Genomic DNA, 10,082 nt, shown 5'->3' with positions numbered 1-10,082 from the left:
TCTCCGAGGCAATCAGCTCGATCTCGTGACGCTGACGACCAAGCTCCGACGTCACTGCCCCGAAAATCTCGGGATCGCGCGCAGAAAGGCTGTCGGTGAAAAATCCGGGGGTGACGGGCATGGGCGGGCTCCTGTTGGACTGGTTGCGGCTATCTAGGCGAAAGACGCGCGACAAGGAAGGTAAGAAAACGACAGGTTCCGGCACGGGGACGAAAAAAGTTTCCGATAGGAAACGCGGCGCCCCCATGCCAATCTGCGGTTTCCGGGCCGCGACGGGGGTTGAGTTTGCCAGACTCACCGGCGAAGCTTGGTCAAGAACAAGGAAATTGCCCGTGGCCTTCACCCATATCGCCTTTCTGGCCAGCCCCGCCCCCGCCGCGCAAGAGGCGCTGGCGGCGCTGACCGCCCTGCACGGCCAATGCCCGCCCTACGCAGCCGATGTGATCGTGGCCTTGGGCGGTGACGGCTTCATGTTGCAGACGCTGCACGAGAGCCAGGGGCTTGGATTGCCGGTTTACGGCATGAACTGCGGCACTGTGGGTTTCCTGATGAACGAATACAGCGCCGAGCGGCTGGCCGAGCGGCTGGCGGCGGCGGAAGAGGCGGTGATCAACCCGCTGGCGATGCGCGCCGTCTCTTCGACGGGCGAGATCACCCATGCGCTGGCGATCAACGAGGTGTCGCTGTTGCGCGCCGGACCGCAGGCGGCGAAGCTGCGGATTTCGGTCGATGGCAAGGAGCGCATGGCCGAACTGGTCTGCGATGGCGCGCTGCTGGCCACGCCCGCCGGATCAACCGCCTACAACTATTCCGCCCATGGGCCGATCCTGCCCATCGGCGCCGATGTGCTGGCGCTGACTGCGATGTCGTCCTTCCGGCCGCGGCGCTGGCGCGGGGCGCTGTTGCCGAAATCCGTTGTGGTGCGGTTTGACGTGCTGGAGCACGAAAAACGCCCGGTGCGCGCCGATGCCGACAGCCGCCCGGTGCCGGACGTGGTCTCGGTTGAAATCCGGTCAGAGCCGGGGGTGCGCCACCGCATCCTCTTTGATCCCGGTCACGGGCTGGAAGAGCGGCTGATCGTCGAGCAATTCGCCTGACGTCAGCTGATCCGCCGCGCCACCCACCAGCTGACCGGCAGCGCCAGCGCGGCGCCGATAGCGGCGGCAGTCAGGATCGGGCCAAGCGTGTCATTGCCCGTTGTCAGGGCAACCACGACGCCGGACCCGGCAAGCGCGGTGCCGATCATGGAAAACAGGATCATCATCAGGCGGAACATCTATGCCTCCAAGGTCGCGCGCGCCCCTTGCCTAGCGCGCAGCCGCGGCCCTTGCCTTGATCCGCATCAAACGAATGCGTCAGATTGAATGTTTTTCAGTCGCGCGGCCGCTTCATCCGCAGGATCAACCCGTCCTTCAGCCAGAGCTGATGCCAGAGCGCCGCAGCGACATGCACGGCCACCAGCACCAGAAGCGCCCCCTCATCACCTCGTGGGCTTCGGCCGCCGCCGCGACGCCGCCGAACCACGCCGCCATGCCCGAAAGCGGCATGGCGATCATCAGGGCGTAAAGCGCCAGATGGCCCAGATGCGCCGCCCTGCGCAAAAACCGGGGCTCCTCCTCGGGCGCGGGCGGCACGCCGCGGGTCTGACGCAGCACCAGCCGCCAAAGCGCAAAGACCAGCACGAGGCCACCGCCGAAGATATGGCACAGGATCAGCCAGTTGAAGGCCGGTGACCGCCCTTCCTCGATGCCCTCCCAGGCCTCGGCGATCGGTTCGTGCAGCAGGAATTGCAGCACGATCAGCACCGCGACCAGCCAGTGCAGGCGGATCTGGCGGGCGGAATAGCCATTGGGCTGCGGCATTTCTGGCCTCCTTCCTGTGAAGCGCTCGGTTCATGCTGCGCCGGGTCCAGCCGGCTTGGCAAGGGTGCGCCTTTGGACATCTCAGACAGGCAAAGCTGGAGAATGCCTTGTCAGCGTGGGAACGTGCAAAAGGCCCGCGCCGGCATTGCGGCTTGAGCCCTCGGCGCTTTTGGCACAAGGATTGCCCCAGATCGCGAGGGACAGATGACCACACTCAAACTGCGGCTGGTTTTCGACAGCGCCATGTTGGGGCCAGGCAAGGCCGACCTGCTTGCCGGAGTGCGCGACACAGGCTCCATCGCGGCGGCCGGGCGGCAGATGGGGATGAGCTACAAGCGCGCTTGGTCGCTGGTCGAGGAAATGAACGCCGCCTTTGCCGCGCCTTTGGTGCAAAGCTCTCGCGGCGGGGCGGGCGGCGGCAAGGCCAGCCTGACGGAAGCCGGAGTACGGGTGCTGGCGCTCTATTTCAGGCTGCTGGAAAAGGCCGAGACCGCCGTCGCACCCGAGGTCGCGGAACTTGAGGCGCTTCTGAAAGCGGCAGAATCGGATATGTCCGCCGGGAAATAACGCTTGCATTTCCCTCGCCGCCCGCCCGATATGTCTGAGAAAACATATCACTTGGAGATTCCATGACCCGCGCCTTCCTGCCCGCCCTTGCGCTTGCCAGCCTGCTCCCGCTGCCCGCCCTTGCGGAAGAGGTGATGGTATTTGCCGCCGCCTCGCTGAAAACCGCGCTTGACGGCGTTGCGGCCGACTTTCAGGCGGCAACCGGCCATCAGGTGACGATCAGCTATGCCGGGTCGAACCAGCTGGCCAAGCAGATCATCGCGGGCGCCCCGGCCGACATCTTCCTGTCTGCCTCGACCAGCTGGATGGATGAAGTCGAGAAGGCCGGCCTTGTCGTGCCGGACAGCCGCGCTGACCTTCTGGGCAACCAGCTGGTGCTTGTGGCGGGCGGCAATGCCCCGGCACCCGTGACCATCGGGCCGGAGCTGGATCTGGCGGGCCTGCTGGCAGGGGGCAAGCTGTCGATGGCGCTGGTCAATGCCGTGCCCGCCGGGCAATACGGCAAGGAAGCGCTGGACACGCTGGGCCTCTGGGCCTCGGTCGAAGGCGCGGTGGCGCAAAGCGAGAATGTCCGGGCCGCGCTGGCGCTGGTGGCGACGGGCGAGGCGCCGCTTGGTATCGTCTATGCCTCGGACGCCCTTGCCGAGGCCAATGTCACCGTGATCGGCACCTTCCCCGCCGACAGCCACAGCCCGATCACCTATCCGGTAGCCCTGCTGACCGGAGCCGCTGACGAAGCGGACCGCGCGTTCTTCGCGGCCTTGTCGGGCGACGCGGCAGATGCCAGATTTGCCGCGCAGGGCTTTGCCATCCTTCCTTGAGGCAGGCCGGAAAGGTGAGATGTTCGAAGCCCTGACCCCTGACGAATGGCGCGCGGTTGCGCTGTCGCTGCGCGTGTCGTTCTGGGCCACGGCGCTGAGCCTGCCCTTCGGCCTGCTGACCGCCTTTGCCCTTGCGCGCTGGCGCTTTCCGGGGCAGCAGGTGCTGAACGGGCTGGTCCACCTGCCGCTGATCCTGCCGCCGGTCGTGACCGGCTATCTTCTGCTGCTGACCTTCGGCAAGGCCGGAACCGTTGGCGCGGCGCTTGACCGCTGGTTCGGCGTCAGCTTTGCCTTTCACTGGACGGGTGCGGCGCTGGCGGCGGCGATCATGGCCTTTCCGCTGATGGTGCGGGCGATCCGGCTGGCGGTCGAAGCGGTCGATCCGAAGCTTGAAGATGCGGCGGCGACGCTCGGGGCCTCGCGACCTTGGGTCTTTGCCACGGTCACACTGCCGCTGATCCTGCCCGGCATCCTCGCCGGGGCGATCCTCGCCTTTGCCAAGGCGATGGGCGAGTTCGGCGCCACCATCACCTTTGTCTCGAACATTCCGGGCAAGACGCAGACCCTGCCTTCCGCAATCTATACCTTCCTGCAGGTCCCCGGCGGCGAGCCGCAGGCGATCCGGCTGGTCCTGATTGCCGTCGCGGTGGCGCTGACTGCGCTTTTCCTGTCGGAATGGGTCAGCCGCGCCATCGCGCGCAGGATCGGGGCGGCATGACGCTGGAAATCAGGCTGGCCCACCGCTTCAAAGGGTTCTCTCTGGACGTGGATTTCACCGCCCCGCCGGGTGTCACGGCGATCTTTGGCCGGTCGGGTTCGGGCAAGACCACTCTCATCAACGCCGTCGCCGGGTTGTTGCGCCCCGATCGGGGCCGCATCGTGGCCGAGGGCCGGATGCTGCTGGACAGTGACCGGGGCCTTTGCCTGCCTCCGCATCGCCGGCGCGTCGGCTATGTGTTTCAGGACGCGCGGCTGTTTCCCCACCTCTCGGTGCGCCAGAACCTGCTGTACGGGCGCTGGTTCGCCAAACTCGGTGCCGGGGCCGAGTTCGACCGCATCATCGACCTGCTCGACATCGCGCCGCTTCTGGACCGGCGGCCCGGCGCACTTTCCGGCGGCGAAAAGGCGCGGGTCGGCCTTGGTCGCGCGATCCTGTCAAACCCGGCGCTGCTCTTGATGGACGAACCTCTGGCCGCGCTGGACGAGGCCCGCAAGGCCGAGATCCTGCCCTATCTGGAACGCCTGCGCGACGAGGTGCGGCTGCCGATCCTCTATGTCAGTCACGCCATGGCCGAGGTGGCGCGGCTGGCCACGACCGTCGTGCTGCTGGAAGCCGGCCGCGTGCTGGCCAGCGGCCCGACCCTGGAGCTGCTGGCCGATCCTGCCACCGCTCCCGCGTTGGGGCTGCGCGATGCGGGGGCGCTGCTGACCGCCCGCGTCATCGCCCATGAAAGCGACGGTCTGACTCGGCTCGAGGGGCCTGCCGGCCCACTCTGGCTGCCCCACATCGACGCGCCTGCGGGCAAGGCGGTGCGGGTGCGGGTGCTGGCGCAGGATGTCATGCTGGCGCTTGATCCGCCCGGCGCGGTCTCGGCGCTGAACATTCTGCCCGCGACCGTGCATGCCCTGCGCATGGGCGAGGGTCCGGGCGCGCTGGTGCAATTGCAGGTCGGCCCGGAAATGCTGCTGGCCCGCGTGACCCGCCGTTCCGCCGCGGCACTTGGACTTCAGCCCGGCCGCGAAGTGTTCGCCGTCCTGAAAGCCGTTTCGGTGGCGCAGGAAAATGTCGGCGGCGGCCCTTCTGGCCCGATGGCTCGACAGGGCCCGGGCGGGTGACTATACCGGGCCGGACCGTACGGAAACCGCGACGGACAGACGACACCGACGCCCAGCGGGTCCGGACCGTTGCGGCTCTCCACGCCCGGCATTCCCGGCCCGAACCCGCGGCCCGGGACTGACGGCTTTTCCAACGCAAGGGACACAGCATGCAACCCATGATCGGCGTGATTGGCGGCTCGGGGGTCTATCAGATCGACGGGCTGGAGGGCGCATCCTGGGTCAAGGTCAAGACGCCTTGGGGCAAGCCGTCGGATCAGGTGCTGGTGGGGCGGCTGAACGGTCTGCCGATGGCCTTCCTGCCGCGCCATGGTCGGGGCCATGTGGAGACGCCCTCGTCCATCAACTACCGCGCCAACATCGACGCCCTGAAGCGGCTGGGCTGCACCGATCTGGTGGCCGTCTCTGCCGTGGGCTCGCTGCGCGAGGATTTCGCGCCGGGCGATTTCGTGCTGGTCGACCAGTATATCGACCGCACCTTCGCCCGCGAGAATTCCTTTTTCGGCCCGGGCTGCGTGGCGCATGTCAGTCTGGCACATCCGACCTGCCGGCACCTGTCGGCGGTCTGCGCCGAGGCGGCCCGCCTCGCGGGGGCACAGGTGCATGAAGGTGCGACCTATCTGGCCATGGAAGGCCCGCAGTTTTCGACCCGCGCCGAAAGCCTGATGTATCGGCAATGGGGGGCCGATGTCATCGGCATGACCGGCATGCCCGAGGCGAAACTCGCCCGCGAAGCCGAGCTTTGCTATGCCTCGGTCGCCATGGTCACCGATTACGATTGCTGGCATGAAGGCCATGACGCGGTGGACGTGCAACAGGTCATCGCCACGCTGGTCGCCAATTCCGGCCGGGCCAAGCGCCTTGTGACCGCCCTTCCGGGATTGGTCGCATCTGACCGCGCGGCCTGCCCGCAGGGCTGCGACCACGCGCTGTCGCACGCGGTGATGACCGCCCCTGACCTGCGCGACGCCGAGCTTCTGACCAAGCTGGACGCCGTGGCCGGGTGTGTCCTGCGGTGAAGGTGCTGGCCCATGCCCGCAATCCCGCCCGGCTGGCCGACCTGACCGCCCCTGTCACCCATGATCCGGCTTTCCGGGCACCGGTCGGTCACCTGCAAATCCGCATCCGCGATCTTGCCGCCGAGGCGCTGAACCACGGCAAGGCCCTGCCGCCAAAGCCGAGGCGGCTCTATCGCGTCCGGGTCACCTTGGGCTGGCCCGCGTTTGCGGCGCTTGTGGCGGTGTTCTGGCTCATGGTAACCAAACCAGGGCTTTGGCAAGGGTAAGGCATTATGAAGAAGGCATTGGTTCTGGCAGTGGCGGCGGGCCTTCTTGCCATGCCGCTTCAGGCCAGCGACGGTGTTGCGACCGAAGGCAGGCTGTCGGACAAGGACTTCTTCCGGCTTGCCACCTGCGGTGCAACGCCGGGCGGCGATTGCATCAGCCCGACAGTGCGCTGGCCGCAGGACCGCATCACGCTCGCCCTTGCCCCCGCCCAGCGCCGCTATTCGCCAGACCTTGCCCGCCGGGTCTCGCGCGAGATTGACCGCGCCATTGCCGAGATCAACGGCGCCGGCGCCGGCATCCGCATCACCCGGGATGACAACCTGAAGGACCCCGACATCATTGTCTCGCTGCCGGCCCTGTCGGAGGGCGAGCTGACCCGCAACATCCCGCATATCCCGAACGGCCAGCCGATCGGGGTCGGCTTCATGTGGCTGTGGTGGAATGACCGGGCGCAGATCACCCAAGCCTCGATGCTGATCTCCGAGGACATCGCCCCGGCTGACCTGCCGTCCGTGGTGCTGGAGGAACTCTTCCAGTGCCTTGGCTTCCTCTATGATATCGAGAACCGCTATTACGAAGGCCGCTCGATCCTGTCGCAGGACAGCAATGGAACCACCTCGATCTCCGGGCAGGACCGCATGGCCCTGCGCAAGCTGTATCCCTGACCTGCGAAAGGCGCCGCCCATGTCGAACCCATCGTCGAAATCCGGCCCCAGGACTGTCAGGGACTACATCCGCACCATTGCGGACTTCCCGCATGACGGCATCCTGTTCCGCGACGTAACCACGCTTTTCGCCGATCCGCGCGGCTTTCGCATGTGTGTCGACCAGTTGCTTGCCCCCTATGCCGGGATGCGCATCGACAAGGTCGTCGGGCTTGAGGCGCGCGGTTTCATCCTTGGCGGCGCGGTGGCGCATCAGCTTTCCACCGGCTTCGTGCCGATCCGCAAGCAGGGCAAGCTGCCGGGCCAAACTATCTCGCAGGCCTATACGCTGGAATATGGCGAGGCGGTGGTCGAGGTGCATGACGATGCAATGGCGCCCGGAGAAACCGTGCTGCTGGTCGATGACCTTCTGGCCACTGGCGGCACCGCCGAGGCCGGCATCCGGCTGATCGAGCGGCTGGGCGCGCAGGTGATCGGCTGCGCCTTTGTCGTCGATCTTCCCGACCTTGGTGGCCGCAAGCGACTGGAGGCGCTTGGCATGGACGTGCATGCGCTTTGCGCGTTTGACGGGTTGTGAGGGCCGCTTGGTTGTATGCGGCCTGCCCTTCGGCTAACTTTCCGAAAAGTGTTGGAAAGGCTCCGTCCCGCGCATGACCGCGCTGAAGAAATACCAGCGGCTTGAGGCCTCGGCCCTGTGGCGCGAGGCGCCGGGGGCGCGGGCGCGCGACGTCATCGTCGGCCTGCGCGAGGCGACCATCGTGCTGTCCGATCCGCGCAGCGAGGCCCCGCTGACCCAATGGTCGCTTCCCGCGATCGAGCGGCTGAACCCCGGCGAGATGCCGGCCCATTTCGCACCCGGCCGTGATTCCGGCGAAGATCTGGAGCTGGACGACGCCGAAATGGTCGCGGCGCTGAACACCGTGCATCGGGCGCTGGAACGGCGCAAGCCGCGGCCGGGCCGCCTGCGCGGGATAATCGTCGCGGCAGTGGCGCTCGCGGTCGTCGGAGTGCTGGTGTTCTGGCTGCCCGGCAAGGTGAAAACCTACACCGCCGACGTCCTGCCCGCCCCGACCCGTGCCGATCTGGGAGAGATGGCGCTGGCTGATCTGGCGCGCTTGACGGGACAGCCCTGCAAGTCGGTGCCCGGTCGCCGCGCCGCCCAGACCCTGGCCGAGCGGCTGTTTCCCGGCACGCCGCCCCGCATCGAAGTGCTGCGCGAAGGGCTGACTGCCCCGGGCCACCTTGTCGGCAATATCCTTCTGCTTCCCGCCGCGCTGGTCGAAAGCGCCGATGGCCCCGACCTGATCGCCGGCCATCTTCTGGCCGAAGCCCAGCGCGCCCGCCTTGTCGATCCGGTCAGCCAGATGCTGGGGCATATTGGCCTTGGTGCGACCCTGACGCTCCTGACTACGGGAACCATCCCCCCCGAGGCCGCCAAGGGCTTTGGCGAGGTTTTCCTTGCCACCCCCGCTGCCGCGATGCCGGGCGCCGACGCGTTGATCGAGGCCTTCCGCACCGCCCAGGTCTCCGCGACAAGCTATGGCGCGGCGATCAAGGGCGACCCGGCCCTGATCGAGAACGACCCCTACCCGCTCGGTCCGCCGCTGCCGGTTCTCAGCGATGAGAACTGGCTGGAGTTTCAGGCCATCTGTTCGGATTGACCGCTGCAGCCCGGCGCAAGCGCAGCGCGGGTGCTTTGCCGACCTACCGCAGGAAGGCGTCGCCGAAGCCGGCCTGTCGCGCCATCGCCAAAGCAGTCTGTGCCTCGGCAGCCGAGCCGAAGGGACCGGCCAGCACGATCTGCGCCGGCTGGCCGCCCGAGGAAATCTTCGCCCGCGCCACCGGCAGGCCCATGCCCTTGAGACGCGATGCCGCGCCGTCCGCATTGCCGGCAACGCCAAAGGTGCCAACCTGAACATAGACCCCGCCCTTTGCAGCCTTCCCCGCAACCGGGGCGGCCGGCTGGCTCTTGCTGGAAACCGTCACCTGCCCCGCGGTCTGCACATAGACGATCTTTTTCTTGCGCAGCAGGCCGGGTTGATCCGCCACCAGTCCGGACGGCACCTTGCGGGTCCAGACCTGATCCTGCGCCGCCCAGCCCGAACTCGTGCCCTTGCCGCGGTTCGGGTTCAGCCGATCATCGTCCCAGGCCAGCTTGTAGCCCGCGGGCGGCGTCGGGATCGCGTCGTCGGATGCAGCACGGGCATAGGCCTGACCTGCCCCTTGCGTCGACACTCCGCCCTGCGGCACCACGCCACGCGACACCACGGCCGGATTGCCGAGCGCCGCCCCCACGCCCGCTTGCCGCGGATAGATCGGCGGGCGCCAGCCTGTCATGCTGCCATCACCCCGCGTGCAGACGACCGCCGTGCCGCCATCGCTGGTCCTGACACGCTCTGCCACTGGGGCCGAGGTATAGCAGCCGATCTTGCCGCGACCCGGCCCGCTGGCGGTCGCGACCTCATAGCTGGCAAGGCGCGGCGCGGCTTCGGCATAGGGCGCGGGCTGGCGCGGGGCCACGGCCACGGGTTTGGCGGGCATCGGTGCGGATGCGGCCAACACCGGCTTGCCGGCAGGAATTGGTTTCAAGACCGGCGCAACCGCGGCAACGACCTTCGGCTTGGCCGCGACAGCAGCGTCGGCGACCGGGGCTTCAGCAACGGGGGTTTCAGCGACCGGGGCCTCTGCCACCACGGCGGCGGGCTTTGCCATCTCTTCGGCGGTCGCCACCTCGATCTGGTCACGGGTGCTGCCCGTCGGAGGATAGCCGCAAAGCGCCTTGCGATCCCGCCCGACCCGCGGCACCCAGTTGACCTGCCCGCCATAGCCCGCCTTCAGAAACACGCAACCGCGGCTGTCCACCCATTGCTCGCCCTGGAATCCTGCCGGCGGCAGGTTTGCCGGTCCGCCCACCTGTCGGACCGATTGGGCATGAACGGCCGGAGCGCCAAGGACAGCCACCATCACAGCGGCGGACAGAAACTTGATACCCATGACGACCTCCAAGCCGCGTTTACGCGATTGTGGAGATATTGGGGCAGGTTT

At 67.4% G+C, this 10,082-nt stretch carries 13 protein-coding genes; 10 read left to right on the top strand and 3 right to left on the bottom strand.

The window, feature by feature from the left end; translation table 11 throughout:
• Window positions 1-332: 332 nt before the first annotated feature.
• Window positions 333-1,097 (top strand): NAD kinase, encoded by a 765-nt coding sequence (locus G4Z14_RS12150; RefSeq protein ID WP_321573033.1) that lies wholly within the window; start codon window positions 333-335, stop codon window positions 1,095-1,097.
• 2 nt (window positions 1,098-1,099) lie between these two features.
• Here G4Z14_RS12150 and G4Z14_RS12145 read toward each other — a convergent pair whose 3' ends face one another.
• Together G4Z14_RS12145 and G4Z14_RS12140 are read right to left on the bottom strand one after the other, a co-directional pair.
• A complete protein-coding gene (locus tag G4Z14_RS12145) occupies window positions 1,100-1,276 on the bottom strand; it encodes a CTP synthetase (RefSeq protein ID WP_164626058.1) in 177 nt (58 codons plus the stop codon).
• 136 nt (window positions 1,277-1,412) lie between these two features.
• Window positions 1,413-1,862, bottom strand: coding sequence for a cytochrome b (locus G4Z14_RS12140; RefSeq protein WP_164626057.1), 450 nt, complete (start codon window positions 1,860-1,862; stop codon window positions 1,413-1,415).
• 204 nt (window positions 1,863-2,066) lie between these two features.
• On the opposite strand from G4Z14_RS12140, the gene G4Z14_RS12135 reads away from it, so the two are divergent.
• From G4Z14_RS12135 to G4Z14_RS12095, 9 genes are all read left to right on the top strand, one after another.
• Window positions 2,067-2,429 (top strand): winged helix-turn-helix domain-containing protein, encoded by a 363-nt coding sequence (locus G4Z14_RS12135; RefSeq protein ID WP_227751690.1) that lies wholly within the window; start codon window positions 2,067-2,069, stop codon window positions 2,427-2,429.
• 62 nt (window positions 2,430-2,491) lie between these two features.
• A complete protein-coding gene (gene modA / locus G4Z14_RS12130; RefSeq protein WP_164626055.1) occupies window positions 2,492-3,250 on the top strand; it encodes a molybdate ABC transporter substrate-binding protein in 759 nt (252 codons plus the stop codon).
• Window positions 3,251-3,269: 19 nt separating this feature from the next.
• The gene (modB, locus tag G4Z14_RS12125) at window positions 3,270-3,968 is read left to right on the top strand and encodes a molybdate ABC transporter permease subunit (protein ID WP_164626053.1); all 699 of its coding nucleotides are present in this window, start codon (window positions 3,270-3,272) and stop codon (window positions 3,966-3,968) included.
• Entirely contained in the window at window positions 3,965-5,086 is a 1,122-nt protein-coding gene (gene modC / locus G4Z14_RS12120) for a molybdenum ABC transporter ATP-binding protein (RefSeq protein ID WP_164626051.1), read from the top strand. The genes modB and modC overlap by 4 nt, the downstream gene beginning before the upstream one ends.
• Before the next feature lie 149 nt (window positions 5,087-5,235).
• Complete coding sequence (locus G4Z14_RS12115) at window positions 5,236-6,105, top strand: S-methyl-5'-thioadenosine phosphorylase (protein ID WP_164626049.1); 870 nt, start codon at window positions 5,236-5,238, stop codon at window positions 6,103-6,105.
• On the top strand, window positions 6,090-6,371 hold the full coding sequence (locus G4Z14_RS12110; protein WP_164626047.1) for a DUF2269 family protein: 282 nt from the start codon (window positions 6,090-6,092) through the stop codon (window positions 6,369-6,371). Before G4Z14_RS12115 ends, G4Z14_RS12110 begins: the two co-directional genes overlap by 16 nt.
• Window positions 6,372-6,377: 6 nt before the next feature.
• Window positions 6,378-7,037, top strand: coding sequence for a hypothetical protein (locus G4Z14_RS12105; protein ID WP_164626046.1), 660 nt, complete (start codon window positions 6,378-6,380; stop codon window positions 7,035-7,037).
• A 19-nt stretch (window positions 7,038-7,056) separates the two neighbouring features.
• Window positions 7,057-7,614 (top strand): adenine phosphoribosyltransferase, encoded by a 558-nt coding sequence (locus G4Z14_RS12100; RefSeq protein ID WP_164626044.1) that lies wholly within the window; start codon window positions 7,057-7,059, stop codon window positions 7,612-7,614.
• A 73-nt stretch (window positions 7,615-7,687) separates the two neighbouring features.
• Window positions 7,688-8,698, top strand: coding sequence for a hypothetical protein (locus G4Z14_RS12095; RefSeq protein ID WP_164626043.1), 1,011 nt, complete (start codon window positions 7,688-7,690; stop codon window positions 8,696-8,698).
• 43 nt (window positions 8,699-8,741) lie between these two features.
• Here G4Z14_RS12095 and G4Z14_RS12090 read toward each other — a convergent pair whose 3' ends face one another.
• Entirely contained in the window at window positions 8,742-10,031 is a 1,290-nt protein-coding gene (locus G4Z14_RS12090; protein ID WP_164626041.1) for an SPOR domain-containing protein, read from the bottom strand.
• Window positions 10,032-10,082: the final 51 nt, after the last annotated feature.

This window comes from Tabrizicola oligotrophica (assembly GCF_011008935.1).
GTDB lineage: Bacteria > Pseudomonadota > Alphaproteobacteria > Rhodobacterales > Rhodobacteraceae > Tabrizicola_A > Tabrizicola_A oligotrophica.
The sequence above is the reverse complement of the archived record's forward strand: the minus strand, read 5'-3'. Positions and strand labels throughout refer to the sequence as shown.

What these genes read in the sequence shown, in the direction of transcription:
- G4Z14_RS12115 (WP_164626049.1), top strand. Translation starts at nt 5,236, where the DNA reads ATGCAACCCATGATCGGCGTGATTGGCGGCTCGGGGGTCTATCAGATC.
- G4Z14_RS12100 (WP_164626044.1), top strand. Translation starts at nt 7,057, where the DNA reads ATGTCGAACCCATCGTCGAAATCCGGCCCCAGGACTGTCAGGGACTAC.
- modB (WP_164626053.1), top strand. Translation starts at nt 3,270, where the DNA reads ATGTTCGAAGCCCTGACCCCTGACGAATGGCGCGCGGTTGCGCTGTCG.
- G4Z14_RS12140 (WP_164626057.1), bottom strand. Translation starts at nt 1,862, where the DNA reads ATGCCGCAGCCCAATGGCTATTCCGCCCGCCAGATCCGCCTGCACTGG.
- G4Z14_RS12095 (WP_164626043.1), top strand. Translation starts at nt 7,688, where the DNA reads ATGACCGCGCTGAAGAAATACCAGCGGCTTGAGGCCTCGGCCCTGTGG.
- modA (WP_164626055.1), top strand. Translation starts at nt 2,492, where the DNA reads ATGACCCGCGCCTTCCTGCCCGCCCTTGCGCTTGCCAGCCTGCTCCCG.
- G4Z14_RS12105 (WP_164626046.1), top strand. Translation starts at nt 6,378, where the DNA reads ATGAAGAAGGCATTGGTTCTGGCAGTGGCGGCGGGCCTTCTTGCCATG.
- G4Z14_RS12090 (WP_164626041.1), bottom strand. Translation starts at nt 10,031, where the DNA reads ATGGGTATCAAGTTTCTGTCCGCCGCTGTGATGGTGGCTGTCCTTGGC.
- modC (WP_164626051.1), top strand. Translation starts at nt 3,965, where the DNA reads ATGACGCTGGAAATCAGGCTGGCCCACCGCTTCAAAGGGTTCTCTCTG.
- G4Z14_RS12135 (WP_227751690.1), top strand. Translation starts at nt 2,067, where the DNA reads ATGACCACACTCAAACTGCGGCTGGTTTTCGACAGCGCCATGTTGGGG.
- G4Z14_RS12145 (WP_164626058.1), bottom strand. Translation starts at nt 1,276, where the DNA reads ATGTTCCGCCTGATGATGATCCTGTTTTCCATGATCGGCACCGCGCTT.